Origin of the sequence: Streptomyces sp. NPDC007983 (assembly GCF_042958345.1) — a bacterium.
Lineage (GTDB): Bacteria > Actinomycetota > Actinomycetes > Streptomycetales > Streptomycetaceae > Streptomyces.
This window is the reverse complement of record NZ_JBIBJI010000013.1, coordinates 161,360-187,521: the sequence shown is the minus strand read 5'-3', so window position 1 is coordinate 187,521 and position 26,162 is coordinate 161,360. Positions and strand designations below refer to the sequence as shown.

General features: G+C 71.7%; 25 protein-coding genes. 10 read left to right on the top strand and 15 right to left on the bottom strand.

Going from position 1 to position 26,162, the window contains the following annotated elements; genetic code table 11:
- Positions 1 to 63 precede the first annotated feature (63 nt).
- The 3 genes from ACFZCY_RS32275 to ACFZCY_RS32265 all read left to right on the top strand — a co-directional run bounded on the left by ACFZCY_RS32275 (position 64) and on the right by ACFZCY_RS32265 (position 4,866).
- Positions 64 to 744 (top strand): FCD domain-containing protein, encoded by a 681-nt coding sequence (locus tag ACFZCY_RS32275; RefSeq protein ID WP_391181330.1) that lies wholly within the window; start codon positions 64 to 66, stop codon positions 742 to 744.
- 339 nt (positions 745 to 1,083) lie between these two features.
- On the top strand, positions 1,084 to 2,898 hold the full coding sequence (locus ACFZCY_RS32270; protein WP_391181180.1) for a glycosyltransferase family 2 protein: 1,815 nt from the start codon (positions 1,084 to 1,086) through the stop codon (positions 2,896 to 2,898).
- A 3-nt stretch (positions 2,899 to 2,901) separates the two neighbouring features.
- Positions 2,902 to 4,866: a galactose oxidase-like domain-containing protein gene (locus ACFZCY_RS32265; protein ID WP_391181176.1), complete on the top strand. Its 1,965-nt coding sequence runs from the start codon at positions 2,902 to 2,904 to the stop codon at positions 4,864 to 4,866.
- 7 nt (positions 4,867 to 4,873) lie between these two features.
- Here the strand turns inward: ACFZCY_RS32265 and ACFZCY_RS32260 are convergent, their stop codons facing one another.
- The 5 genes from ACFZCY_RS32260 to ACFZCY_RS32240 form a co-directional block, all read right to left on the bottom strand.
- Positions 4,874 to 5,953, bottom strand: a complete 1,080-nt coding sequence (locus ACFZCY_RS32260; RefSeq protein WP_391181173.1) for a glycoside hydrolase family 6 protein — start codon at positions 5,951 to 5,953, stop codon at positions 4,874 to 4,876.
- Between the two features lie 157 nt (positions 5,954 to 6,110).
- On the bottom strand, positions 6,111 to 6,449 hold the full coding sequence (locus ACFZCY_RS32255; RefSeq protein WP_391181170.1) for a hypothetical protein: 339 nt from the start codon (positions 6,447 to 6,449) through the stop codon (positions 6,111 to 6,113).
- Positions 6,450 to 6,500: 51 nt separating this feature from the next.
- The gene (locus tag ACFZCY_RS32250; protein WP_391181167.1) at positions 6,501 to 7,220 is read right to left on the bottom strand and encodes a class F sortase; all 720 of its coding nucleotides are present in this window, start codon (positions 7,218 to 7,220) and stop codon (positions 6,501 to 6,503) included.
- Positions 7,213 to 7,755: a hypothetical protein gene (locus tag ACFZCY_RS32245; RefSeq protein ID WP_391181164.1), complete on the bottom strand. Its 543-nt coding sequence runs from the start codon at positions 7,753 to 7,755 to the stop codon at positions 7,213 to 7,215. Before ACFZCY_RS32245 ends, ACFZCY_RS32250 begins: the two co-directional genes overlap by 8 nt.
- A gap of 120 nt (positions 7,756 to 7,875) precedes the next feature.
- Complete coding sequence (locus tag ACFZCY_RS32240) at positions 7,876 to 8,658, bottom strand: HAD-IIA family hydrolase (protein WP_055555290.1); 783 nt, start codon at positions 8,656 to 8,658, stop codon at positions 7,876 to 7,878.
- 139 nt (positions 8,659 to 8,797) lie between these two features.
- On the opposite strand from ACFZCY_RS32240, the gene ACFZCY_RS32235 reads away from it, so the two are divergent.
- Positions 8,798 to 8,986 carry an Rv0909 family putative TA system antitoxin gene (locus ACFZCY_RS32235; protein WP_391181161.1) on the top strand — a complete coding sequence of 63 codons (189 nt, stop codon included), beginning with the start codon at positions 8,798 to 8,800 and terminating at the stop codon, positions 8,984 to 8,986.
- Positions 8,987 to 8,997: 11 nt separating this feature from the next.
- Here the strand turns inward: ACFZCY_RS32235 and ACFZCY_RS32230 are convergent, their stop codons facing one another.
- Together ACFZCY_RS32230 and ACFZCY_RS32225 are read right to left on the bottom strand one after the other, a co-directional pair.
- Positions 8,998 to 10,419 (bottom strand): hypothetical protein, encoded by a 1,422-nt coding sequence (locus ACFZCY_RS32230; RefSeq protein WP_391181159.1) that lies wholly within the window; start codon positions 10,417 to 10,419, stop codon positions 8,998 to 9,000.
- A 117-nt stretch (positions 10,420 to 10,536) separates the two neighbouring features.
- Positions 10,537 to 11,646, bottom strand: a complete 1,110-nt coding sequence (locus tag ACFZCY_RS32225) for an ROK family protein (RefSeq protein WP_391181327.1) — start codon at positions 11,644 to 11,646, stop codon at positions 10,537 to 10,539.
- 67 nt (positions 11,647 to 11,713) lie between these two features.
- Here ACFZCY_RS32225 and ACFZCY_RS32220 point away from each other — a divergent pair, with 67 nt between their 5' ends.
- From ACFZCY_RS32220 to ACFZCY_RS32200, 5 genes are all read left to right on the top strand, one after another.
- Complete coding sequence (locus ACFZCY_RS32220; RefSeq protein WP_391181156.1) at positions 11,714 to 12,817, top strand: Gfo/Idh/MocA family oxidoreductase; 1,104 nt, start codon at positions 11,714 to 11,716, stop codon at positions 12,815 to 12,817.
- Complete coding sequence (locus ACFZCY_RS32215) at positions 12,814 to 13,296, top strand: heme-degrading domain-containing protein (protein ID WP_391181153.1); 483 nt, start codon at positions 12,814 to 12,816, stop codon at positions 13,294 to 13,296. The genes ACFZCY_RS32220 and ACFZCY_RS32215 overlap by 4 nt, the downstream gene beginning before the upstream one ends.
- 59 nt (positions 13,297 to 13,355) lie before the next feature.
- Positions 13,356 to 14,753 (top strand): DHA2 family efflux MFS transporter permease subunit, encoded by a 1,398-nt coding sequence (locus tag ACFZCY_RS32210; protein ID WP_391181150.1) that lies wholly within the window; start codon positions 13,356 to 13,358, stop codon positions 14,751 to 14,753.
- 7 nt (positions 14,754 to 14,760) lie between these two features.
- Positions 14,761 to 15,303, top strand: coding sequence for a GNAT family N-acetyltransferase (locus tag ACFZCY_RS32205; RefSeq protein ID WP_391181146.1), 543 nt, complete (start codon positions 14,761 to 14,763; stop codon positions 15,301 to 15,303).
- 99 nt (positions 15,304 to 15,402) lie between these two features.
- Positions 15,403 to 17,391, top strand: a complete 1,989-nt coding sequence (locus ACFZCY_RS32200) for a sulfatase-like hydrolase/transferase (protein WP_391181143.1) — start codon at positions 15,403 to 15,405, stop codon at positions 17,389 to 17,391.
- A gap of 48 nt (positions 17,392 to 17,439) precedes the next feature.
- Here ACFZCY_RS32200 and ACFZCY_RS32195 read toward each other — a convergent pair whose 3' ends face one another.
- From ACFZCY_RS32195 to ACFZCY_RS32175, 5 genes are all read right to left on the bottom strand, one after another.
- Positions 17,440 to 18,306: a fumarylacetoacetate hydrolase family protein gene (locus ACFZCY_RS32195; RefSeq protein ID WP_391181141.1), complete on the bottom strand. Its 867-nt coding sequence runs from the start codon at positions 18,304 to 18,306 to the stop codon at positions 17,440 to 17,442.
- A 140-nt stretch (positions 18,307 to 18,446) separates the two neighbouring features.
- Positions 18,447 to 19,133 carry a membrane protein insertase YidC gene (locus ACFZCY_RS32190; RefSeq protein WP_391181138.1) on the bottom strand — a complete coding sequence of 229 codons (687 nt, stop codon included), beginning with the start codon at positions 19,131 to 19,133 and terminating at the stop codon, positions 18,447 to 18,449.
- Positions 19,134 to 19,368: 235 nt separating this feature from the next.
- Entirely contained in the window at positions 19,369 to 19,689 is a 321-nt protein-coding gene (locus ACFZCY_RS32185) for a DUF6412 domain-containing protein (RefSeq protein WP_055555308.1), read from the bottom strand.
- A gap of 33 nt (positions 19,690 to 19,722) precedes the next feature.
- The gene (locus ACFZCY_RS32180; protein ID WP_391181134.1) at positions 19,723 to 20,523 is read right to left on the bottom strand and encodes a class E sortase; all 801 of its coding nucleotides are present in this window, start codon (positions 20,521 to 20,523) and stop codon (positions 19,723 to 19,725) included.
- Between the two features lie 75 nt (positions 20,524 to 20,598).
- Positions 20,599 to 21,936: a DUF445 family protein gene (locus tag ACFZCY_RS32175; protein WP_391181324.1), complete on the bottom strand. Its 1,338-nt coding sequence runs from the start codon at positions 21,934 to 21,936 to the stop codon at positions 20,599 to 20,601.
- A 274-nt stretch (positions 21,937 to 22,210) separates the two neighbouring features.
- On the opposite strand from ACFZCY_RS32175, the gene ACFZCY_RS32170 reads away from it, so the two are divergent.
- Positions 22,211 to 23,518 (top strand): GDSL-type esterase/lipase family protein, encoded by a 1,308-nt coding sequence (locus ACFZCY_RS32170; RefSeq protein ID WP_391181131.1) that lies wholly within the window; start codon positions 22,211 to 22,213, stop codon positions 23,516 to 23,518.
- A 19-nt stretch (positions 23,519 to 23,537) separates the two neighbouring features.
- On the opposite strand, the gene ACFZCY_RS32165 is transcribed toward ACFZCY_RS32170, so the two are convergent.
- From ACFZCY_RS32165 to ACFZCY_RS32155, 3 genes are read right to left on the bottom strand one after another with little or no spacing between them, the layout of a single operon-like run.
- Positions 23,538 to 24,335 (bottom strand): DUF1707 domain-containing protein, encoded by a 798-nt coding sequence (locus ACFZCY_RS32165; protein ID WP_391181129.1) that lies wholly within the window; start codon positions 24,333 to 24,335, stop codon positions 23,538 to 23,540.
- 9 nt (positions 24,336 to 24,344) lie between these two features.
- Positions 24,345 to 25,388: an ATP-binding cassette domain-containing protein gene (locus ACFZCY_RS32160; protein WP_391181127.1), complete on the bottom strand. Its 1,044-nt coding sequence runs from the start codon at positions 25,386 to 25,388 to the stop codon at positions 24,345 to 24,347.
- A gap of 6 nt (positions 25,389 to 25,394) precedes the next feature.
- A complete protein-coding gene (locus ACFZCY_RS32155; protein ID WP_391181322.1) occupies positions 25,395 to 26,159 on the bottom strand; it encodes an ABC-2 family transporter protein in 765 nt (254 codons plus the stop codon).
- Positions 26,160 to 26,162 lie beyond the last annotated feature (3 nt).

The following is a 26,162-nucleotide window of genomic DNA, read 5'->3' as shown; positions in this document are numbered from 1 at the left end:
GCGCCGCTGCCGCTAAGCTGACCGAAATCGGAGGTGGCGGTGGCGGCGCAGGCGCGGGGCGGGATGGCGGGCGACATCCAGGAGCGCATCAAACGGCTCATCGTCGACCGGCGGCTCCCCTCCGGGGCCCCGTTGCCCACCGAGACGGAGCTGATGGAGCTACTCGGAGTCAGCCGTAACTCCGTGCGCGAGGCGCTGAAGGCGCTCCAGGCCATGGGGATCGTGGAGATCCGGCACGGCTTCGGGACGTACGTGGGGCCCATGTCGATGGCGCCCATGATCGAAGGGCTGATCTTCCGCACCGTCGCCGGTCACTACCGGGGCGAGGACAGCCTGCTGCAGTTGCTGGAGCTGCGGGAGGCCGTGGAGACGGGGCTGATCGCCCGGCTGGCCGGGCGGATACCGGCGGACGACCTCACGACGCTGGACGCCATCGTGCGGCGCATGGAGGCGGAGGCGGCCGAAGGGGCCGTGCACGCGGAGACGGATCGCGCCTTTCACGCCGCGCTGTACGGGAGCCTGGACAATACGCTGCTCAGCGAGGTGCTGGAGGCGTTCTGGGACGCGTTCCACCGGGTGCGTACGGACCTGGTCGACGTACCGACCGACCCCCACGTGACCCTGGCCCAGCACCGGCGGATTCTGGAATCCGTGCGCTCCGGCGACGCCCTACGCGCCGAAGAGGCGATTCGCGACCACTTCTGCAACATTCGCAACAGACTGCGTTCGCCGCATCACGAATAAGCCGTTTTCGCGACCGACCGCGACGACCCCCCATTGCGCGCCTTTGTCCGAATAGGGGCGCCTTTCGCCTTGTGATCACGCGGGCGCCTTCGGGACCCTGATCTGGGTGCACCACACACCAACACGCCTAGTAGCACGGGGTGTTGGCGTGCGCCGGGGGGTTACCGGACGGAAGAGGTCCGGCACACTGTGCTCGCAATCCGAAGGCGACCATTCCGTATTCGATTCCATTCGACGGAGTGATCGCCTCCACTATCGTGCCCGTACGGCCGTGGGGGGTCGTGCCGGCCAGAGATACGTGACGACACGCAGCCAGCCCGCGTGCGGGGGGAATAACTCATGACGTCGACGCCGAGAGGCGCCCGGCAGCACTCGTACGACTCGTCCACCACGACCCGCTTACGCATCCCGCGACAGCATCCGACCGCGCCGAAGAACCACCGGCGGCCGCTGCCGAAGTACGACTACGAGCACTACAGCAGGCTCGCGGGCCCGCTGACCCAGCCCGACCCAGCAACCGCCTACCGCGTGCGGTACCGCAGCCTGCTGGCGGACGAGCCGCACCGCATCCGCGCCGCGCTGCTGCTGGGGGCGGCGCCGCTGGTGTCGCTGGGGCTGCTGGTGTGGCTGATCCAGCCCGCGCACTGGACCGACCGCACCCGCACCAGCCCGGCCATGGCGGTGCTGGACACCGTCATGCTGGTCTCGATCGGGCTGATCGAGCTGTTCCGCACGATGAACGTCGCGTCCAACGCGCACGCGACGCTCGTGGCCCGCGATCCGGTCCCGGTCGTGCCCGAGGCCGGCACCAAGGTCGCCTTCATCACCACGTTCGTGCCCGGCAAGGAGCCGATCGAGATGGTGACGAAGACGCTTCAGGCGGCGGTCAGGGTACGGCACCGGGGGGAGCTGGACGTCTGGCTGCTGGACGAGGGGGACGACCTTGAGGTGCGAGAGATCTGCGCGCGCCTGGGCGTGCGCCACTTCACCCGGAAGGGCGTCGAGAAGTGGAACCAGGCCACGGGCCCGTACCGGGCGAAGACCAAGCACGGCAACTACAACGCCTGGCTGGACGCCCACGGCGACGCGTACGACTTCTTCGCCTCGGTCGACACCGATCACGTCCCGCTGCCGAACTATCTGGAACGGATGCTCGGCTACTTCCGCGATCCGGACATCGCCTTCGTGGTCGGTCCGCAGGTGTACGGGAATTACGACGCGGCGGTCACCAAGGCCGCCGAGAGCCAGCAGTTCCTGTTCCACGCGCTGATCCAGCGGGCCGGGAACGCGTACCGCGCGCCGATGTTCGTCGGCACCAACAACGCGGTGCGGATCAGCGCCATCAAGAGCATCGGCGGGCTGTACGACTCGATCACCGAGGACATGGCCACCGGCTTCGAGCTGCACCGGCACCGCAACCCTTCCACCGGGCGGAAGTGGGGCTCGGTCTACACCCCGGACGTGCTCGCGGTGGGCGAGGGGCCGAACGCCTGGACGGACTTCTTCACCCAGCAGCTGCGCTGGTCGCGCGGCACGTACGAGACGATCCTCAAGCAGTTCTGGAAGGCGCCGTTCTCGCTGCCGGTGGGGAAGCTCTTCAACTACACCCTGATGGTGATCTTCTATCCGATGTCGGCGCTGAACTGGATCCTCGCCGGGATCAGCTGCGCGCTGTTCCTCGGGTTCGGGGCGTCCGGCATCCAGATCGACCCCGCCATTTGGATGATGCTGTACGGCAACGCCTCCGCGCTGCAGATCGGGCTCTACGTCTGGAACCGGCGGCACAACGTTTCCCCGCATGAGCCGGAAGGGTCGGGCGGCGTGGCCGGAATGGTGATGTCCGCGATGTCCGCACCGATTTACGCGCGCTCCCTGATGGATGCCGTACTGCGCCGCAAGAGCCGCTTCGTCGTCACCCCCAAGGGCGACTCGTCGAGCCCCGACACCCTCTTCGGTACGTTCCGGATCCATCTTTTCTTCCTGATGGTCTTCGGCGGGTCGCTCGCCTCTTCCTTCTACTTCGGCCACAGTCATCCAGCGATGACCGTTTGGGCATCACTCGCCCTGGCTATCACAGCCGCCCCGATCATCGCCTGGCGGTGGACCGTCCGCCAGGAGAAACGGACAACGCAGCCCGCTCTTGGGGGACGATAAGACGTGAAGTACCGACCGAGTCGCCGCACCCGCCGCTTCGGAATCGGTGCGGCGGCCGTGACCGTGCTGGCCGGAATGAACGGACCGGCGCTCTACCGATTCAGCTCCGCGCAGTATCACGATTACAAGATCAACCAACCGGAGTACATGGCCGAGAACGGCCACTGGGACGTCGTGAACGTCCCGGAGGAATATCGGATCAATACGATCCACGCCGCCCTGCTGCACACCGGAAAGGTGCTGCTGGTCGCCGGTTCCGGGAACAACGCCAAGAACTTCGACGCCAAGTCCTTCCGCACCGTGCTGTGGGACCCCGAGAAGAACACCTACCGGAACATCCCCACGCCCCAGGACCTCTTCTGCTCCGGGCACACCCAGCTCCCGGACGGAAAGCTGCTGGTGGCGGGCGGTACACAGCGGTACGAGAAGCTCAAGGGCGACGTCGAGAAGGCGGGCGGGCTGATGTTCGTCCACAACGAGGACCCGGACAAGCCGAAGACCTTCCCGCCCGGGACCCGCTTCACGGGCAAGGAGAACGGAAAGACCTTCGAGTCCAAGGACCCGGTCCTCGTCCCGCGCGCGAAGAAGAAGACGAACGCCAAGACCGGAAAGGTCACCGTCACCGCCAGCACGGCGCGGGTCTACGTCGAGGCGCGCCGTAAGGGGAAGAAGTACCAGACCGGGACCGAGGACAATTACCGGATCGCCGGGCTGAAGGGCAAGGACCGGCAGAACTTCTACGGCATCGCGCAGAAGCTGTCGTTCGACAAGAAGGACTTCCAGGGCATCAAACAGGCCTACGAATTCGACCCGGAGTCGGAGCGGTACATCACCGTGGACCCCATGAACGAGGCCCGCTGGTATCCGACCATGACGACCCTCAAGGACGGACGGGTGCTGGCCGTGTCCGGGCTCGATGAAATCGGCCAGGTCGTGCCGGGCAAGAACGAGATCTACAACCCGAAGACGAAGAAGTGGAAGCGCCTGAAGAAGCAGCGCTTCTTCCCCACCTACCCCGCGCTCTTCCTCACCGAGAAGGGCCGGATCTTCTACACCGGGTCGAATGCCGGATACGGTCCGGACGACAAGGGCCGCACCCCGGGGATCTGGAATCTGAAGAGCAACAAGTTCACGGTGGTGCCGGGCATCAGCGACCCGAAGCTGCTGGAGACGTCGATGTCGGTCATGCTGCCGCCGGCGCAGGACCAGCGGTTCATGGTGCTGGGCGGCGGCGGGGTCGGCGAGTCCACCCGGTCCACCGCCGGGACCCGGATCGTCGACCTGAAGGACGATCAGCCGCGGTTCAAGGACGGACCGGATCTGTACGAGAAGGTGCGCTATCCGAGCAGCGTCATCCTGCCCGACGACACGATCCTGACCACCAACGGCTCCGGCGACTACCGGGGGCGCGGCGACACCAATGTGCTGAAGGCCGAGCTGTACGACCCGAAGACCAACCGCACGCGCGGCGTCGCCGATCCGCTGGTCGGGCGCAACTACCACTCGGGTGCGCTGCTGCTGCCGGACGGGCGGGTCATGACCTTCGGCTCCGACTCGCTGTTCAGCGACAAGGCGAACACCAAGCCGGGCGAGTTCCAGCAGCAGATCGACCTCTACACGCCGCCGTATCTGTACCGGGACGCACGGCCGAAGCTGGCCGACGAGGGCGGGCCGAGGACGGTCAAGCTGGGCGCGACGGCCACGTACAAGACCGCGCACGCCTCGGCGGTCAAGAAGATGCGGCTGATCCGGCCCAGCTCCTTCACCCATGTGACCAATGTCGAGCAGCGGTCGATCGCGCTCGACTTCAAGCGGACGAAGGACGGCATCACGGTGACCCTGCCGAAGGACCCGTCGCTGGTGCCGCCGGGCTACTACATGCTGAACGCGGTCGACGGCCAGGGCACGCCGTCGAAGGCGGTGTGGGTGAAGGTGCCCGCGGCGCCCAAGGCCGCCTCCCGGCGCTGATCAGCGGCTATTCGGCGTTCCGGGCGAGATCGAGCGCGTACCGCGGCCACCACTGGCCCGCCTTGGGGCCGCCCTTGCAGGGGCCGTCCGACTCGCCCGGACGCTTGATCCACAGATAGGCGTCGACGCTCTTGTCGCCGGTGTGGACCGTCGGCGGCTCGCCCAGCGCCCGGCCCTTCGGGTTGCACCAGGCCTCCGGGTCGTCCTTACCGGGGGCCGGGCCGTTGCCGTTGCGGCTGGTGTCGATCACGAAGGGCTTGCCGCCGACCATCGCCGACAGCCTCCTGCCGTAGGCCCTGTTCTCCACGGTGGTCTGGTAGTTGGAGATATTGAGCGCGAAGCCGTCCGCCTTGGCGATCCCGGCGCGCTTGAGCGGCCCGGCGATCGCCCGCGGGTCCTTGATCCAGTGCGGGTTTCCGGCGTCCAGGTAGACCTTGGTGCGGGGCAGCCCCTTGAGCTTGTCGACGGCGCCGGTGAGCAGGTCGTACCGCTCCTCGAGGAACTTCTTCGGCGTGCAGCCGTCCGCCACATGCGGCAGCGCGTCCGGCTCCAGGATCACCGTGGCCGGGCGGTCCCCGATGCCCCGGACGGCCTTGTCCAGCCACGCCCGGTAGGCGGCGCCGTCCGCCGCGCCGCCCTTGGAGTACTGGCCGCAGTCGCGGTGCGGGATGTTGTAGAAGACCAGTAACGCGTTACGGTCCGCGTGCCTGGCGGCCTCGGTGAAGCCGCGCGCCTGCCCCTCCGGGTCGTCCACCCCCAGCCACTCCGCGACCGGCTGCTCGGCGATCTTCTGTACCAGCTGGGCGTCGTCCTTCGCGCCCTTCTTGCGGTACGCGGCGACCTGCCGCGCGGCGCTGCCGTCGGGATTGACCCAGTAGGGGACGGTGGCCTTGGGGCGCTGCTTCTGATGGACCGGCAAGGCCGCGTGGTCGTTCTTCTTGGGGCCCTCGGAGGCGCCGAAGCAGCCGGTGAGCGTCGCGAGCGACAGCAGCGCTCCGGCGGCCGCCACGCCGTTGCGCCGGAGATTCCGCTTACGGTCGTGGTGACGGGCAACAGTGTGCCGACGGCCGGTGTAACTGCCGTACATCCACTCCCCCTTGGGTGCACGCTCCGGGGGAGGACGAGTGGGCCCCCGGGTGGGACAAGCCGGTCGAATCCATCCTTGCACAGGGCTCCGGCCGCCCGGGTCCGCATCGTCAACCGGGGGCGGGTTTTCGCCCGTCCGGCGCGATTCGCACGGCGTTCTACGCTCTCCCGCGCCGGAAGCGGCGGCGCAGGCCCCGGCGCAGACGGCCGCGGCGGGGAGCGCGGGCCGCCGGGCGCGGCGAGCCCAGACCGCGGCCGGCCGGACGCCACGGGCGGTCGGGGGACTCGATCGGCGCTTTACGTTCCGCTTGTGCCCTGATCTCCAGGTGGGACTGATAGCCCGACACCTGCCACGCCTGGTCATGTGCCGCCACGGCCGCGCGGATCGCCGAGCCCGCGACGCCCCGGCGGCGGGCCAGGACCGCCAGCCACGCGAAGAAGCCCATGACGGCGGCCAGCACGCCGACGAAGATCAGGTACGGCAGCCAACCGCCCATACAGCTACGCCTCCCGCCCGTCGCGTCCCCCGACACCTGAACGGGCGGGCATCACCCCGCGTTCCCCGCGTTCCCCGCGTTCCCTGCGTTCCCGGGCGTGCTGTGGCTCGGAGGCCGCCTCGTGCCCGTCAGATACGCCGACACCACCACGTTCGCCGAGTACGTCCGCGTCTTCCGGTCGAACCGCCCGCCGCACGTGATCAGCCGCAGCTCCGCCCGGCCCCCGCTGCGCGCCCCGTACACCCGGCGCGGGTCGAACCGCTTGGCGGTCACCATCGACACGTCCTCCACCGTGAACTCCGCCGTCGAACCGTCCGACCGCGCGACCCGGACCGTCTCGCCGCGCCGGAGGTCGCTCAGCCGGTGGAAGACCGCGGGCTTGGACCGGGTGTCGACATGGCCGACCAGCAGCGCCGCCCCCACCGTGCCCGGCTCGGGCCCGCCCCGGTACCAGGCGACGGAGTCCGCGCGGCTGAACGGCGGCGGCTTCACCGCCCCCTTGCGGTCCAGGCCCGCGCCGAGGACCGGGGCGTGGACCCCGGCCGCCGCGATGTCGACCCGTTGCGGCCGGGCGGCCGCGAGCGGGGCGTGCGCCTCCGGCAGCGGATGGGCCGGGGGACGGCCGACCGCGGCCGCGTCCCCCGTCATCGGCGCCGGGGCGCCCGTACCGTCGGTGATGTCCCGGCCCCACATCCACAGCCCGAGCAGCAGCGCCACCCAGGCCAGGCCCATGGCCAGCCGTCCGGCCCCCGCGAAGCGCGTCTCAGACATCGCCACCCACCCGCTGCCGACGCCGCCGTACCGCGAGCCCCGCGACGACCACCGCCGTACCGCCGGACAGCACCAGGCCGTACGCCTCCGCGCCGCCGACGTCGTCCCGTGGCGCCCGGTCCTCGCTGCCGGGCGCGGGCCGCGGCGCACCGCCGCCGCCCGCGTGCACGGGCGCGACGGGCGAGGGCGGGCGCTCCACGGCGACCGACACCCTCCCGGCGCCCGGTTCCGCGCCGCCACAGTCCACGGCGACCCGATGCGCGCCCTGGGTCGCCGTCGAACGGATCGTCGCCTCGCTGAACAGCCCGTCGCCGTCGGGCGTCAGCTCGGCGTCGCTGACGAACACCGGCGACGTGGCCGTCGCCACCGTGCCCTGACAGCCGAACGCCCGTACCTCCACCTCGCTGCCGGGCGCGATGGCCAGCGGGCTGACCCGGATCGTGGCGGTGCCGTCATGACGCCGGTCGGCGAGCGCAGGACCTGCGGCGATGAGACAGAGAGCGGCCGTACAGAGCGTGAGGGTGGCGATGCGCATCGTGAACCTCCTGACATCACGAGGCTCACGCGCCCGACCGGGCCCCGCATCCGCTGCGGACCCGGCCCTGCTCCATATGGGTGCTCAGATGGGTGCTCAGGCGGCCGCTCAGGCGGCTGCTCAGACGACGCGTTCCACGAGGTCCGCGATCGAGTTCACGACGGTGGACGGGCGGTACGGGAAGCGGTCGACCTGGTCGGCCTGGGTCACCCCGGTGAGCACGAGGAACGTCTCCATGCCCGCCTCCAGACCGGCCCGCACGTCCGTGTCCATCCGGTCGCCGATCATCGCGCTGCTCTCGGAGTGCGCGCCGATCGCGTTCAGCCCGGCGCGCATCATCAGCGGGTTCGGCTTGCCGACGAAGTACGGCTCCTGGCCCGTCGCCTTGGTGATCAGCGCCGCGACCGAGCCCGTTGCGGGCAGCGCGCCCTCGGCCGAGGGACCGGTCTCGTCGGGGTTGGTCGCGATGAACCGGGCGCCGTCGTTGATCAGGCGGATCGCCTTGGTCAGCGCCTCGAAGCTGTACGTACGGGTCTCGCCGAGCACGACGTAGTCCGGCTCGACGTCGGTCAGGACGTAGCCGATGTCGTGCAGGGCCGTGGTCAGACCCGCCTCGCCGATCACATACGCGGTGCCGCCGGGGCGCTGCTCGTCCAGGAACTGGCCGGTGGCCAGCGCCGACGTCCAGATGTTGTCGACGGGGACGTCGAGGCCGATGCGGGACAGACGGGCGTGCAGATCGCGCGGGGTGTAGATCGAATTGTTGGTGAGCACGAGGAACGGCCTGCCGGACTCGCGCAGCCGCTTGATGAAGGCGTCTGCCCCGGGCACCGGTATGCCCTCGTGCATCAGCACCCCGTCCATGTCGGTAAGCCATGACTCGATCGGCTTGCGCTCTGCCACTGCTTGCTCTCCGCTCGGCTTGACCGTCTGGCGACGTCCACAGCCTAACCGGGGGCCTCGCGGCCTCAGCGCGACAGACCCGCACAGCTGTCCGATCCTGAGGGGAGGGGGAACGCGAGCCGACGGTTAGGAGACCGCCATGGGCATCATGGACAAGCTGAAGGACGCGATCGGCAAGAACCCGGACAAGAGCCGACAGGCCGCGCGCAAGGGGGCGGACACCGCCGACAAGAGGACCGGCGGCAAGCACTCGGAGCCGATCCAGCGCGGTTCGGACAAGCTCGACGACGAGCTCCGCCGCCGGGGCGAGGGGCCCCGGGGCGGTTAGCGGCCGCGTCCTCAGCGCCTGGCGCGCCGGGACTTCACGACGAGGGCGGCGCCTGCGGCCACCAGTCCGACACTGACGACTCCGAGCCCCGCGAGCCGGACATCACGGCCCGTCGCGGCCAGCTCGGGCTGCCGGTGTTCGGGGCGGCGGGCGCCGTCCTCCTCGTCTTCCTCGTGCTGGTCGTCGCCCTGGTCGGGGGCGGTCTCCTCGGGGTCGGTGCCGGTTCCTGTCTCGGTGCCGGGGTCCGTTCCGGGGTCTTCGGTTTCGTAGCCGGGGTCGGTTCCTGTTCCGGTGCCGGGGTCGGTTCCTGTTTCGGTGCCGGGGTCGGTTTCGGTGCCGGTGCCCAGGTCGGTGCCGGAGTCGGTACCGCTGTCGGCGTCGGTGCCGGTGTCGGTACCAGTGTCGGTACCGCTGTCGGCGTCGGTGTCGGTCTCGGCGCTCGTGTCGGTGCCCGGGTCCGTCTCCGTATCCGCCTCGTCCGTATCCGCCTCGTCCGTGCCCGCCTCGTCCGTGCCCACCTCGCCCGTGTCGGTACCCAGATCCGTAGCGACGTCCAGGTCCTCGTCCGTGCCGGAATCCGCCGGGTCCTGGGTGCCCTGATCCGTCTTGGTCTCGCTGTCGGGGCTGTCGGGGCTCGGCGGCACCGCGACCGGGCTCCGGTCCAGTCGGCGCGCCGGGCTCGGCGGGGCGCTGGGCTCGCCGGTCGGGTCGGCGCTCGGCTCCGTCCTGGGCTCGGCGCTCGGCTCGGGGTCCAGCTCCGGCACGGCGCTCGGCTGCGTATCCGGTACGGGCGCGCTGTCCGCCCCCGCCGTGCCGTCCGCGCTGGGGGCCGCCCCGGTATCGATGCGGAACGCGTAGTCGTTCGACTGCCCGACCCAGTCCCCGTCGTCCGCGCGCCGCTGTACGGCGATGGCGTTGGCCGTGACCGGGCCCAAGGGGGCGTCGGAGGTGAAGCGGGAACGTATCGTCACGTCGACCGTCTTGCCCGCCTCCACGGTGAATCCCTTGAAGTCCTTCTCGAACACCCCGATGTTCTCGTCCTCGTCGGTCGTCTGGAACGAGACCTCCCGCCAGGTGCCGCCGTCCGCGTACGGGTCCAGGAACTCGAACTGGATCTGACGGGGCCGCAGCGCGTGGCCCTGGTCGACGAGGACCGCGACGGGGTGGATCGCCCGGCATCCGGTGTCCGTGGTGTTGCGCAGTTCCAGGTGCCACTGCTGCCATCCGGCACCTCGTGCGTAGCGGTCGGGTCCGCCGCGCAGCCGGGTCTCGATGGGGAAGTCGGAGGTGGTCTCGTCCCCGCAGACCGGGGCGGGTTGGGCCGCGGCGGCGTGCGCTTCCAGCCCGTACAGGGCCGGGGCGAGGGCGAGCGCGGCCGCGGGCACGGCGGCGCGCAAGGCGGCACGAAAGGACAGGGCGGTGGGCAGGCGCATGGGTGACCTCTGCTGGCAGCGGCGTATCCCCGAGCACTCCGCCACATTCCGCATCCGCACGCCGACACACCGGCGGGGCGGCCGATTGACCCCGACCGGCCGTCAACAAACCCTCGATCAGCCCAATGCGAAGAGCGGGGCGAGCACGAGCTGCGCGGCCCCTTCGACCACCGCCCGCGTCCCGCCGCGTACGACGTCGACCGGGACGGTGGGGCGGTTGGTGCGGGCGGCGTCCTCGGCGAGGACGGCGGCCACGCCGCGTACGTACGACTCGGGGGCGGCCAGGGCGATCCGGCCGCCGAGCAGCACCCGGTCGATGTCGAGGAGCCGTACGAGGTTGGCCGCGCCGACGCCGAGCAGCCGGGCCGCCTGTTCCTGTGCGCCGCGGGCGACGGCGGCCAGGCACAGGGCTTCGAGGCAGCCGTAGTTACCGCAGCCGCAGCGCGGCCCGTCGAGCTGGACGACTTGGTGGCCGAACTCCCCCGCGTCCGTCCGCGCGCCCCGGTACACGCCGCCGTCGATCACGAGCCCGGCACCGAGACCGGTGCCGAGGTGGAGGTACGCGAACGAATCGACGGGGACGGCGGCCCGGGCGGCGAGGCCGAGGGCGGCGGCGTTGGTGTCCTTGTCGAGGACGACGGGCAGGCCGAGCAGCCGGGCGAGCGCGTCGCGCAGCGGGAGCCCGTCCCACTGCGGGAAGCCGGTGACCCGGTGCAGGACACCGGAGCCGTGGTCGAGCGGCCCGGGCGCGGCGACCCCCACCCCGAGGAGCCCGGCAGCTGCGGGCCCGCCCCCGCCCGCGTCGGCGATCAGCGCCTTCACCTCAGACGCCGCCGCCGTCAGGGCCCGTTCCGCCTCGGCGCCGAAGTCGAAGCGTGCCGTACGGAGGGCCACCGGCGTGCCCGCGAGGTCGACCAGGACCGCCGTCAGCTCGTCGCGGTCCAGGTGCAGGCCGATCGCGTGGCGGGCGTCCGGGACCAGGCGGAGCACGGTGCGCGGCTTGCCGCCGGTCGAGGCGCGGCGGCCCGCCTCGGCCGCCAGGCGCTCGGCCCGCAGCCGGGCCGTGATCTTGCTGACGGCCTGGGGGGTGAGGCCGGTACGGTCGGCCAGCTCCAGCCTGCTGACGCCCTCCTCGCCCGCGTCGCGCAGCAGGCGCAGGACGAGGGCGGCGTTGTGGCCGCGCAGGGCGGAAAGATTGGCCCCGGGCCCGGCCGTCGTCCCCGACATCGTGCTGTTCACACCCCCATTGTGGTCATCGCTTGCGCTTTGGCAACGCTGTTGTCAAAGTGGCGGCATGGATGAGAAGAGCAGCGATGAGAACAGCACCCTCCGCGCAGGACTGATCGGCTACGGCCTCGCGGGCTCCGTCTTCCACGCCCCCCTGATCGCCGCCACCGACGGCCTCGCCCTCGACACCGTCGTCACCTCCAGCCCCGAGCGGCAGAAGCAGGCCCGGGACGAGCACCCCGGAGTACGGATCGCCGCGTCCGCCGACGAGCTGTGGGCCCGGGCCGATGAGCTGGACCTGATCGTCATCGCCTCCCCCAACCGCACCCATGTGCCGCTCGCGCGCGCCGCGCTCGAAGCCGGGCTGCCGGTCGTCGTGGACAAGCCGCTGGCCGGGACCGCCGCGGAGGCCGAGGAGCTGGCCGCGCTCGCCGAGTCCCGTGGGCTGCTGCTGAGCGCCTTCCAGAACCGCCGCTGGGACAACGACTTCCTCACCCTGCGCTCGCTGCTCGCCGACGGCTCGCTCGGCGAGGTGCTGCGCTTCGAGTCGCGCTTCGAGCGGTGGCGGCCGCAGCCCAAGGGCGGCTGGCGGGAGTCCGGCGACCCGGCCGAGATCGGCGGGCTGCTGTACGACCTGGGCAGCCATCTGGTCGACCAGGCGCTCACCCTCTTCGGCCCGGCCGACTCCGTCTACGCCGAGGTCGACGTACGCCGCGCCGGGGCGGAAGCGGACGACGACACCTTCATCGCCATCCACCACGCGAACGGCGTCCGCTCACAGCTGTGGATGAGCGCCGTCACTGCCCAGCTCGGCCCGCGCTTCCGGGTGCTGGGCCGCGAGGCGGGCTATGTGAAATACGGCCTCGACCCGCAGGAGGCGGCGCTCCGCGAGGGCCTGCGCCCCTCCGAGGCCGAGGCGTGGGGAGCCGAGCCCGAGTCCGCGTGGGGGCGGCTGGGCGCGGGCGAGTCGCCGCTGACCGGCGGCGGACGGCCCGTCCCCACCGCCTCCGGCGACTACCCCGCGTACTACGCCGCCATCGCGGCCGCCCTCCGCGACGGCACCCCGCCCCCGGTCACCGCGGCCGAGGCGGCTGCGGCGCTGCGGGTGCTGGAGGCGGCCCGGGTGTCGGCGGCTGAGGGCCGTACGGTCCACATCGGGGGCGCCGCGTGAGCACCCCGGCACCGGACCTGACCGACCTCATCGCCCGCCTGGAGGAGCAGGAGCGCCGGCTGCGCCTCCCGAGCCTGTCCCATGACGACGCCTGGCGCCTCGGCTGCCTGATCGCCGACATGGCGCGGGAGCGCGGCGCGGCCGTCACCATCGGCGTACGCCGCAACGGCCAGCGCCTCTTCCACCGCGCCCTGCCCGGCACCTCCGCCGACAACGACGAGTGGCTGGAGCGCAAGTGCCGGGTCGTCGACCGGTACGCGGCCTCCTCGTATCTCGTCGGCACCCGCTTCCGGGCGAAGGGCACGACCTTCGAGGAGTCCTCCCGGCTCGACCCCGGCCGCTACGCCGCGCACGGCGGCGCCTTCCCGCTCCATGTGACGGGCACGGGCGTCGTCGGCACGGTCGCCGTAAGCGGTCTGCCGCAGGCGGAGGACCACGCGCTGGTGGCGGCCGCCCTGGAACGGTTCCTGGGCGCCTGAAACGGGCAGCGTGATCACTTCGCCGGGTGCCGAAGCTTTTCGCGCCTACGGTGAAGTGCATGGCGACGAAAACCGGCCACCCGGGCATATCCACCACCCGCGGACCAGCGCGCGTTCTGTCGTTCGCGCTGGTCGCGGTGTGTACGGGCTACTTCATGGTCATCCTGGACAGCACGATCGTGAACGTCGCCCTGCCCGCCCTGCGCAGCGATCTGCGGGCGGGCGTGAACGGGCTGCAGTGGGTGGTCGACGGCTATCTGCTGGTGCTGGCGGCCGGGCTGCTGTCCGGCGGGGCGCTCGCGGACCGCTTCGGCGCCCGGCGGGTGTTCCAGACCGGGCTCGGGGTGTTCGTCGCGTCGTCCCTCGGATGCGGGCTGGCCCCCGATGTGCCGGTGCTGGTGCTCGCGCGGGTGGCGCAGGGGGCCGGGGCGGCCCTGTCGGTACCGGCCTCGCTGGCGCTGCTGCGGGCCGCGTACGCCGACCGGACGACGCGCGCCCGCGCGGTCGGGGTGTGGGGCGGCATCGCCGGGGTGGCCGCGGCGGGCGGGCCGCTCCTCGGCGGGGTCCTGGTCGGCACGGTCGGCTGGCGGTGGGTGTTCTTCGTCAACGTGCCCATCGGGCTGGCCGCGATGGCGCTGACCGCACGGTACGTACCGGCGCAGCGCGCGCAGACCGGCAAGGGGCTGGACCCGGCCGGGCAGCTCACCGGCGTCGCGGCGCTGACCGCGCTGGCGCTCGCCATGATCGAGGGCGGCCGCTCCGGGGTGGACGCGCTGGTGGTGGGAAGTGCGCTGGTGTTCGTCCTGGCGGTGGCCGGGTTCCTGGCCGTCGAACGGACGGTCCGCACGCCGATGCTGCCGCTCGGGCTGTTCCGTACGCCCACCTTCTCCGGGGGCACGGCGGTCGGCCTGCTCATCAATCTCGGCTTCTACGGCGAACTGTTCGTCATCAACCTCTACTTCCAGCAGACCCTGCACTACTCCGCGCTGCTCGCCGGGCTGGCGCTGCTGCCGCAGATGGGCATGGCGGTGGCCGGTTCCTGGCTGTCCGGGCGCTTCACCGCCCGGGTCGGCAGCCCGCGGCCCACGCTGCTGATCGGCCTGGTCACGGGCGGGGCGGGGCTGCTCGCGCTCACCGGGCTCACCGCCGCGGCCGCGCATGTTCCGTATCCGCTGATGGTGCTCCCGCTGGTGGCCACCGGTTTCGGGATGTCGTTCACCATGCCCGCAGCGACGACGGCCGTCACCGACGGCGTGCCCGCGGAGCAGGCCGGGCTCGCCTCCGGAGTGATCAACGCGGCCCGCCAGACCGGTGGCGTCATCGGCGTCGCCCTCCTGGGCGCCCTGGCCGGTGCCGGCACCCTGGCCGGGCTGCGTACGGCGCTGGCCGTCGCGGGGCTGGCCTTCCTGGCGGGGGCCCTGATAACCCTGCGCACCGTCGACCGCGCCGTGCCATGATCCTGCGGTGCCCGCAGCGACGATACGTCCCCGAACCGGCCAGGACCTGGCGGCCTGCGTCAGCGCGCTCGCGACCGTACAGCGGGCCGACCGCTACCCGGTCGACTGGCCCGAGGACCCGGAGGGCTGGCTGACCCCGGACGGAATGCTCGGCGCCTGGGTCGCGACCACGGCCGAAGGCCCCGCCGTACAGGACCCCGCCGTACAAGAACCCGTCGTGCTCGGCCATGTGATGCTCACCCGCACCGGTCCCGCCCTCGCGGACGCCATCGGCGCACCGGCCGAAGGGCTCGCGGCGGTCGCCCGGCTGTTCGTCACCACCGCGGCGCGCCGCCGCGGGCTGGCCGCCGGGCTGCTCGGGCACGCGGCCCGGGCGGCGGTGGCGGACGGGCTGCGGCCCGTGCTGGAGGTCGACTCGGGCGCCACCGCGGCCATCGGGCTGTACGAGCGCGCCGGGTGGCGCTTCGTCAGGGCCATGACCGCCGACTGGCACACCGCGGACGGACGCCTCGCCGTGGTGCACGCGTACAGCGGACCTGCTGGTCCTTGAACACATGCGGCCGCCGGGCCGTACGGATAACGGCGGCCCTCGACCCCCCGAGCCTGGTCCGCCGTGTCACACCGGGCCACGCACGGAAGGACTTTCGGGATGCGCCAGCTGCCGGACAAGGACGAGGCCGACAAGGCTGCCCCGGAGGAGGGCGAAACCCCGGAAGACCGCCCGCCGGAGCGGACACCGGATGCCAAGGCCGAGGCCGAGGCCGACACCGAGCCCGCCGCCGAAGCCAAGGGCGATGACGACTCCAAGGATCAGGGCGTCGGGAGCCAGGACACCGAGAGCCAAGCCCCCGAGGGCCGGGACGAGGCCGACGGGCAGTCCGAGCTGCTGGGCGCCGCCACCCCCGGCGACGGAACCGAGGACGACGGACCCGGCCCCGACCAGGCCGTCGCGCCCGGCCGTGGCGGCTGGCGCGGCCGGTATCCCGTCGCCGCGCGCGCCCTGTCGTGGACGGTGACCGGCCTGTCCGTGGCCCTGGTCTTCGTCGCCCTGCTGCTGCCGACGAAGCTCGAACTCCTCACGGTCGACCACTTCGCCCGCATCCCGGTGGAACTGATCTTCGGCGCCGGTCTGCTGCTCCTCCTGCCGGCCCTGGCCCGGAGAGTGGTGGCGGTGGCGGCGGGGCTGTTCCTCGGTGCGCTGGCCATCCTCGACATGCTCGACATGGGCTTCAACGAGTTCCTGGGCCGCGGGTTCAACGTCGTCCTCGACTGGATCCTGTTCGACGACGCCCAGTCCTACCTGGAGGACTCGGTCGGCCATACGGCCGCGATGGCCGCCGTGGCCGGGATCGTGGTGCTCGCCCTCGCCGTGGTCGCCCTCATGGCGCTGGCGGTCCTCCGGATCGGTGACGTCATGGCCCGCAACAGCGTCGTGGCGACCCGCGCCACCCTGGTGGCCGGGACCGTCTGGGTCGTCTGCGCGTCGGCCGGCGCGCAGGTCGCGGGGCTGCCGGTGGCGTCCAGGAGCACCTCCGCGCTCGTCCAGGACCGGGCGGAGCGGGTGGAGAAGACCATCAAGGACGAGCAGGAGTTCAAGAAGGTGGCCGCCTTCGACACGTACGGGGACACCCCGGGCGATCAGTTGCTGACCGGGCTGCGCGGCAAGGACATGATCTTCACCTTCATCGAGAGCTACGGCCGCAGCGCGATCGAGGACCCGGCGATCGCGCCCGGCGTCGACTCGACGCTCACGAAGGCGACCAAGCGGCTGGACAAGGCCGGATTCGCCGCCAAGAGCGGCTGGCTCACCTCTGCGACGTACGGCGGCAACAGCTGGCTGGGCCACTCCACCTTCCTGACCGGCCTGTGGATCGACAACCAGAACCGCTACCGCACCGTCACCGCGGGCAACCACCTGTCCATCACCCACGCGTTCAAGCGCACCGGCGCCTGGCGGACGGTCGGCATCATGCCGGGCGTGCAGAAGAGCTGGCCGGAGGGCACGTTCTACGGCCTCGACCACGTCTACGACTCGCGCGAGCTGGGCTACAAGGGGCCGAAGTTCAGCTGGTCGACCATGCCCGACCAGTACGCGCTGAAGGCGTTCGAGCAGCTGGAGCACGGCAAGAAGCACGACAAGCCGCTGATGGCGCTGAACATCCTGACCTCCAGCCACCAGCCGTGGGCGCCGATCCCCAAGACCATCCCGTGGAGCAAGGTCGGGGACGGCTCGGTCTACAAGGACATCGAGAAGGCGGGCAAGCGGCCCGAGGACGTCTTCACCGACTCGACCAAGGTGAAGCAGGAGTACGGCAAGTCCGTCCAGTACTCGGTGAACACCCTCATCGACTACGTGATCAAGTACGGCAACAAGAACACCGTGCTCGTCTTCCTCGGCGACCACCAGCCCCTGGCCCGGGTCAGCGGCAACCACGCGAGCCGGGACGTGCCGGTCTCCATCGTCGCCCATGACCCGAAGGTGCTGAAGCGGATCTCGAGCTGGAACTGGGCGGACGGCCTGATGCCCCGCGCGGACACCCCGGTGTGGAAGATGAACAGCTTCCGCGACCGCTTCCTGAAGGCGTACGGCTCGACGCCGAGCGCCACGCCCCAGCAGGCGAAGCGGGCGGTCAAGTGAGCCCCGCGGCCCCCGGGCGCCGGTGGCGTCCGGGGGCCGCGCCGGGCATCACGCGTCCTTGAACTCCTGGCGCTGGCGGCCCAGCCCGTCGATCTCCAGCTCCACCACGTCCCCGGCCCGCAGATACGGCTTGGGCTCGGGGCGGCCCATGGCGACGCCCGCCGGGGTGCCGGTGTTGATGACATCGCCCGGGTAGAGGGTCATGAACCGGCTCAGATAGCGGACCACATGGGCGACGCCGAAGATCTGCTCGGCCGTCGTGCCGTTCTGCTTGATCTCACCGTTGACCCACAGCCGCAGGCCGAGGGCCTGCGGGTCGGGGACCTCGTCGGCGGTGACCAGCCAGGGGCCCAGCGGGTTGAACGTCTCGCAGTTCTTGCCCTTGTCCCACTGGCCGCCGCGCTCGATCTGGAACTCCCGCTCGGAGACGTCGTGCGCGATCGCGTAGCCCGCGACGGCGGCGAGGGCGGCCTCGTCGGAGTCGAGGTAGCGGGCGGTGCGGCCGATGACGATGGCCAGCTCCACCTCCCAGTCGGTCTTCAGGCTGCCGCGCGGCACCAGCACGGTGTCATCGGGGCCGATGACCGTGTCCGGGGCCTTCATGAAGAGGATGGGCTCCTCCGGAAGGGCGGCGCCGGTCTCGGCCGCGTGATCGTGGTAGTTCAGCCCGATGCACACGATCTTGCCGATGCGGGCCAGCGGCGGGCCGACCCGTACGCCGCCGTCCCTGATCACCGGCAGCGCGTCGGCGCCCTCGGCCGCGGCCGCCTCGCGGATCCGGGCGAGTGCCGCCTCGTCGGCGAGCAGGGTGCCGTCGATGTCCGGGACCAGGCCGGACAGGTCGCGGAGGGTGCCGTTCTGGTCGAGGAGGGCCGGGCGTTCCGCCCCGACCGGTCCGACGCGCAGCAGCTTCATCCTCACAACTCCCTGGTCTCAGGACGGTGGCCAGGGGCGACTCCATGGCCTCTGGCCGCTTGATCCTCCACGAGCCTCATCCAGCCCGCAAGAGCCCGTTCACGGACTGGACCGAAGGCTCACCTTCCCGTCTGCCCCGCTCACCGTCCGCGGAGCAGCAGGGCCCGCTCCACCGCGGTCCAGGTGGTGCTGGTCGCGAGGTAGAGCGCGGCGGCCAGCGGCACCACGGCGGCGGTGACGAGCGTGCCGAACGACAGCAGCGGCAGCGCCCGCGCCAGCCCGGCCGCACCGGGAGCGCTGGGGACCGCCGCGTCGCGGGCCGCCTTGCGGGTGCGGACGTACGTCCAGGTCGCGACGGCCGCGAGCAGCGCGAACAGGCCCAGGTAGACCAGCCCCCGCTGCCCGTCGAGCGCCCCGCCCCAGCGGCCGTCGAGCGGAGCCCCGGCCAGCGTGTGGTCCAACAGATCACCGGCGCCGCTGCCGGTGGAGAACACGTGGTACATGACGAAGAAAACCGGCAGCTGGACGAGGGTCGGCAGGCAGCCCGCCGGCGGGGACGCCCCCTCCTTGGCCTGCAAGTCGGCCATCGCGCGGCGCAGCCGCTCGGGGTCGTTCCTGTGCTGACGGCTCAGCTCGGCGATCTTCGGCGCCAGCGCGGCCCGGGCCTTCTCGCCGCGCGCCGCCGCACGGGCGAGCGGATGGAGCGCGGCCCGGACGCACAGGGTGAACAGGACGATGGCGGCGGCCGTCGCCGAGGCCCCGAACAGCGGATCGAGCCGGTCGGCCAGGGTGGTCAGCAGGGTGCCGAGGGATGCGAAAACAGACATGGGAGCCCTCCACGGGTCTCGTCATGGGCCGGATGACCGAAGAGAAAACGGATCGGCGTGACGAGCCACGTGGGCGCGGCTACTCGCCCTCAGGCGAGTGAGCCGAAGGGGCGCGCCGCTGTCGAAAGGGAGAGCGCGCGGAGACTCCGAGGAACGAGGAGTCGAGCACGGTCGACCGTCGACAGTGGCTGAGGCGCCCCGGAGGCGAACCGAGCCCTAAAAAAGGTGCGTGCGCCTACGCGGCCGTCGGGAGACGACGGCCGGGCGCCCGGGGCCTGGGGCGGCCCGCGGCATCGGGGTCCCGCTGCGGCAGGAACGCGGTGCGGCGCTCCCGGTCCCGTATGGCGGTGCGTATGCGCCCCGGGGGCGCGGGCACGCGGGCCCGGGCGGCGAGCACCGCGCAGGTCAGCAGCGCGGCCGCGACGGCGGCGGTGGCAGCGGTGGTGGCGGCGAGGGCGACGGCGCTGAGCAGCCCGGTCTGGGTGAGCAGGGCTCCGGTCAGCAGGAAGAGGAGAACGCCCAGGTGCATGCGCAGCGTCTCGACGCGATGAGTCATGCGGCTCCCCCTCTCCACTCGGCCACCACCACTCTAAGGGGCGCCACCGACAACGCGCGGCCCGGCCGTCTTCAGCCTGGCCCACACCACCAGCCGGTAGCGGGAGGTGTATTCGGGGGTGCAGGTGGTCAGCGTGAGATAGGAACCGGGCTCGGTGTACCGGTAGCGCGGGTGGAACGAGCTGTACGGCACCTTCGCGATCACCGTGCCGTCGGAGGGCGAGGTGCGCGGCAGGGTGCGCTCGACGACGTACGTGAAGCGGGCGCGGAAGGTCTCGACGCTCACCCGGTCCCCCGGGCGCAGCTCATCGAGGTGGCGGAACGGTTCGCCGTGGGTGTTGCGGTGGCCCGCGAGCGCCACGTTGCCCGTCTGCCCGGGCTGGGCGGTTCCCGGATAGTGGCCCACGTAGCCCTGGTTGAGGACGTACGGCTTGCTGATGCCCTCGGCGATCGGGGCGGTGAGCCCGATGCGCGGAATGCGGATCACCGCGTACGTCTGGTTCCGGTTGGGGGTCCCGGCGCGGAGGGTGGTGGTGGCGGTGCCGTTCTGACGGTGCGTACCGCCCGTACCCCCGGAGGCCGTACCGCCCGTGTCGTCCGTACCGCCGGATTCCGCGGAGCCCGCATCGCCGGAGGGGGCCGTCACCGAGGGATCGTCGGTGTCCCACTGCTGTTCCAGCTCCGCCACTTGGCGCTTCGCGCCCGCCCGCGCCTCCCGGTTGGTCCACCACAACTGGTGGGCGACCAGCAGGAGCACGACGAGCCCGATGGTGACGGCGATCTCGCCGCCGGTCCACAGCACCCGGGCCAAAAGGACCTGCCGCCGCCGTCGCACACCGACCTCCCCACCCAGGCCACCGGGAGGGGCACCATAGGCCCTGCGGCGCGCACCTGCCAGACACGCGACCCGTCAGCCGCCGCCCAGCGCCCGCGAGACGGTGTAGATGACCAGCCCCGCAAGCGCTCCCACCACGGTGCCGTTGATGCGGATGAACTGCAGATCGCGGCCGATATGGGCCTCGATCTTCCGGGAGGTGTGCTCCGCGTCCCAGCCCGCGACCGTCTCGGTGATGAGCGAGGTGATCTCGTTCCGATAGGTCGTCACCACATAGACGGCCGCGTCCTCCAGCCAGCCGTCGATCTTGCCGCGCATCGTGGGGTCCGTCACCATCCGCGTGCCCAGCGACAGGATCGCCGCCCGGGCCCTCAGCCGCAGCTCGCTGCGCTCGTCCTCGGCCGCCGCGACGATCATCGACCGCACCGAGGCCCAGGTGGAGGCGATCAGGTCCTGCACCTCACCGCGGCCCAGCACCTCGCCCTTGAGCCGCTCGACCCGGTCGCGGGTGCCGGTGTCCGACTGGAGGTCCCCGGCGAAGTCGGACAGGAAGCGGTCCACGGCGCCGCGCGCCGGATGGTCCGGCATGTCGCGCATCTCCCGGACGAACCGCAGCAGTTCGCGGTAGACCCGCTCGCCGACCTTGCGGTCCACGAACCGCGGCGTCCAGCCGGGGGCGCCGCCGGTCACCGCGCCCATCACCGACTCGTTGTGCTCGACCAGCCAGTCGTGGGCGTGTACGCACACCAGGTCGACGGCCCGGCGGTGGCCGCCGTCCGCGACGATCCGCTCCAGCAGCTTGCCGAGCCCCGGCGCGATCTCCTGGGCGTCCGCGCGCCGCGTGATCGCCTCGCCGACGACCGCCTGCACATCGGCGTCGCGCAGCACGGTGAGCGCGCCGCGCAGCGCGGTCGCCAACTCGTCCGTCACCCGGTCGGCGTGCGCGGGTTCGGCCAGCCAGGTGCCGAGCCGGCCGCCGATGCCGACGGCGCGCAGCCGCATCCGTACGACGTCCCCGGACAGGAAGTTCTCGCCGACGAAGTCGCCGAGGGTCGCCCCGAGCTGATCCTTCTTCGTGGGGATGATCGCCGTGTGCGGGATGGGCAGCCCCATCGGCCGCCGGAACAGGGCGGTGACCGCGAACCAGTCGGCCAGCGCGCCGACCATGCCCGCCTCGGCGGCCGCCGCCACATACCCGGCCCAGCCCCCGGCACCGGAGTTCTGCGCCCACTTGGCGACCGCGTACACCAGCGCGACGGCGAGCAGCATGCCCGTGGCGATCGTCTTCATCCGGCGCACGCCGCGCCGCCGCTCCTCGTCGAGGGGGGTGTCCGTGAACGCGGCGACGCCACCGGCCGCCGCTCTCACGCCGGGCGCGATCGGCCCGTTTTCGTCCGCCGTTGTCCGGTTCATGGCCTCCACCCGGTCGAGCCGTCCCCTCTGCATTGTCTCGTTCCTGTCTCACTCGTCCTTGAGTGGAACGAACGGCGAGTTCCCGTCGTCTGTCTGGGGGAGCGACCCCGTCCAACCGGGGGCAGGCCGACAGGCGGACCTCTGTCCGGACATGGGATCATGGAGGACCGACCGGACCGCATCGGCGAAGCAGCGTCGCTCGCCGTTCCCGTTCACTTTCGGAGCCTGAAGCTCCGGCTGCCCGAGGAGACCTCCGCCCATGAGCGTGCCCCCTATGCCCAGACGCACGGCCTATGCCGTGTTCGCTGCGCTGGCGGCTGTGGTGGTCCTCGTCTCGACCGCGATATTCGTCGGGGTCGGCGGCCGGGACCGGAATGTGAACGAGGCCGCGCAGGGTACCCGAAACTCCGCGGCCCCCGCTTCGTCGGGGTCCTGGGTGGGTACCTGGTCGGCGTCCGCCGCCGCGGCCGAACCGAACACGCTCCGCGGCCTGTCCGGCATGTCGATTCGGAACGTCATCCACACCAGCATCGGCGGCACCGGCGCCCGCATCCAGCTCTCCAACCTGTACAGCGCGCGCCCGCTGACGATCACGCATGCCTCGCTGGCGCTGGCGGCCGCCCCCAGCAACCCGACGGCCGCGGCCGGCACCATGCGCCGGCTCACCTTCGACAACCGCTCCTGGGTGACCATTCCGCCCGGCCAGGCCACCACCAGCGACCCGGTGCGCATGAACATCCCGACCGCCGCCGACCTGCTGATCACCACCTACGCCCCGCAGGCGTCGGGCTCGGTGACGTACCACCCGCACGCCCGCCAGACCTCGTACCTGGCGCGCGGCGACCGTACGGAGGACACGGCGGGCGCCGCGTACACCGAACAGAGCCCGTTCTGGCGCTACCTGAGCGCCGTGGACGTGTGGTCCAAGGAGGCGCAGGGCTCGGTCGCGGTGCTCGGCGACTCGATCACCGACGGCATCACCTCCACCGCCGGGGCCAACCGCCGGTGGACCGACTTCCTCGCCGAGCGGCTGCGCACCGAGCCGGGAGCGCCCCGCCTCGGCGTGCTCAACCAGGGCATCAGCGGCAACCGGGTGCTGAGCGACGGCACCCAGTTCCCGCCGAACAACCCCAGCGGGCTGTCCCGCTTCACACGGGACGTGCTCGACCGCACGAACGTCAAGGCCGTGATCATCGAGCTGGGCGTCAACGACATCCTGCGCATCCCCCACCAGACCGACCCGAACAAGATCGTGGACGGGCTGCGGCGGATGACCGAGCAGGCGCACGCCCGGGGCCTGCGGGTCATAGGGGCCACCCTCTCGCCGTTCTACGGCCACCGCGGCTACACCCCGCTGCTGGACTCGGTGCGCGAGCGGGTCAACGCCCAGATCCGGGCCGGGAAGGTCTACGACGAGGTCGTGGACTTCGACAAGGCGCTGCGCGACCCGGCCAGCCCGCTGCGGCTGCGGCCGTCGTACGACTCGGGCGACCATCTGCACCCGAGCGACGAGGGCTACCGGGCGATGGCACGGGCGCTCCCCCTGGACTACCTGCGGGGGAGCGCGGCCGCCGAGCTGTGAGAGGCCGATGCAGGGCGTGCTAGTGCCCCCAGTCGTGCCTGCGGGCCCGGCGCTCGGCCCGCTCGTCCTCCAGCTCCGCACGGCGCTCACGGCGCGCGGCGCGCAGTTCCTCCCTGCGCGCCTCCTTCTCCCGGCGGCGCTCCGCCTTGAGCCGCTTGTGCTCCTCCTTGCGGAGCTTGCGCTGGACGTTGACCCCACCGAAGATCGCCAGGCCCGTGATGGTCACCCGCGGACCGGTGGGGTCGCCGTCGGCCGACCCCCGGTGGTCGAAGCCGCCCATGATGCCGATGCCGCTGACGTGCGTCTCCAGGTCCGGCGGCACGATGACCTCTATGCCGCCCATGAGCGTGAAGCAGCGGACCACGATCTCGTGGCCCTCGAAGCGGGCCTCCCGCAGATCGATCTCGCCGCCGCCCATGATCGCGAAGGCGGTGAAGGCGCGGGGCGCGGTCCAGGTGCCCTTGCGCTGGAAGCCGCCCATGATCGCGAGGGCCATCCTCGACGTCGGGGCGCCGCCGATCCGCCCGGCCCAGTCGTCCCGGACAGCGGGAGCCGTGGCGTCCGGGGACAGCGGCGCGGGAGCGGCCGCCGCACCGGGCGCCGGGAGGTCCCGGATCAGCGGCTCCAGCTGGGCGTGGGTGCGCGCCGTGTAGGCCGCCTCCAGCCGCTCCTCGAACTCCTCCATGTCCAGGCGGCCTTCGGCGACGGCGTCCCGCAGCACCTCGGCGATGCGCTCGCGTTCGGCGTCGGAGGCACGCATCTGGGACCCGCCCGGAAGGTCGGGGACCGCTCCCTGCGGAGATCCCTCAATTGTCATACGGACAGACTAATGCGGACCGACCGACCTGACCGCCCCTCGCGGCCCCTCGGCACCCGGGTCCGTTTCGGGGTTTTCCCCGGGGTTCTTCTCGGGGTCCTCCCCCGGGAAGAGCATGCGGGCGATGACGTCCTCGATCTCCGGCTCCCGCACCGACAGATCCACCAGCGGATATCGGTCGGCCACCGCCGCGACCAGGGGTGCCGCGCTGGCAGCGGCCGGGAACGCCAGCCACTGCCGCGGACCCTCGACCCGCACGGTCCGCGCACCGGGGACGTCGACCGGCGGCAGCTCCCGCTCCAGGTCCACCACCAGGGTGCGTTCGCTCCCGCCCACCGCGTGCAGCCCGTCCAGCCCGCCGTCGTACACCAGACGGCCATGGTCGATGACCATCACCCGCTTGCACAGTTGTTCGATATCAGTCAGGTCGTGGGTGGTCAGCAGCACGGTGGTGCCGCGCTCCGCGTTCACCTCGCGCAGGAAGGCCCGTACCTTCGCCTTGCTGACCACGTCCAGCCCGATCGTCGGCTCGTCCAGATACAGCACCTCGGGGTCGTGCAGCAGGGCGGCCGCGATGTCGCCGCGCATCCGCTGGCCCAGCGAGAGCTGACGGACCGGCACGTCCAGCAGGTCGCCGAGGTCCAGCAGTTCGACACAGCGGTCCAGGTTCGCCCGGTAGCGGTCGTCGGGAATCCGGTACATCCGCCGCACCAGCGCGTACGAGTCGCGCAGCGGCAGGTCCCACCACAGGGTGGTGCGCTGCCCGAACACCACCCCGATACGGCGCGCGAGGCGCGTGCGCTCCCGTGACGGGTCGATCCCCGCGACCCGCAGCCGGCCGCCGCTGGGCACCAGGATCCCGGTCAGCATCTTGATCGTGGTGGACTTCCCGGCGCCGTTCGGGCCGATGTAGCCGACCATCTCCCCGCGCGGCACCCGGAAGCTGATGCCGTCCACCGCGCGCACCTCGCGCCGCTCCCGGCGCAGCAGCCCGGCCCGGCGCCGCACCTCGAACACCTTCTCGACGCCGTCGAGTTCGATGAAGTCGTCCATGATTCCTCAACTCCCCGTGCTCTGATACGCCCGCAGCCCCGCCCGCCAGGCCAGCCCCGCGACCGCCGCGCAGCCCAGCGCGACCAGCGGCGCGGCGAAGCCGATCCAGCCGGGCAGCCCCAGCGGGTTCGGGCGGCCCAGGACGTACAGCGCGGGCAGCCAGTTGACGAAGGCCAGCGGGATGACGAACGTGACGCCGCGCAGCAGCTCCTCGGCGAAGACCGTCGGCGGGTACTGGAGCATCGTCGTCCCGCCGTACGTGAACGAGTTCTGCACCTCGGAGGCGTCCTTCGCCCAGAACTGGAAGGCCCCGCCCAGCACGAACACGGCCCCGAAGATCACCGCCCCGCTCAGCAGCATCAGCGGCACCAGCAGCACCCGGCCGGCCGTCCAGTCGATGTCCAGCCGGGTCAGCGACCAGCCGAGCAGCAGCGCCCCCTGACCGATCCGGCCCAGCCGGCGCAGCGCGAACCGGTCGGCGGCGACCTGGGCGAGGATCGGCACCGGCCGCACCAGCAGCGTGTCCAGCGTGCCGTCGCGGATGCGCCGCCCGACCCGCTCCATGCTGCCGAGCGTCAGATCGGCCAGCCCGAAGGCGGTACCGGACGTGCCGTACAGGAAGGCGACCTCGGCGAGGGTGAAGCCGCCGAGCGTGTCGATGTGCGAGAACATCAGCGCGATCGCGACGAAGTCCAGCGCGTTCACCGCGAAGTTCCCGAACGCCATGATCAGGAACGAGGTGCGGTACGCCATCGTGGAGCGCACCCACATGCC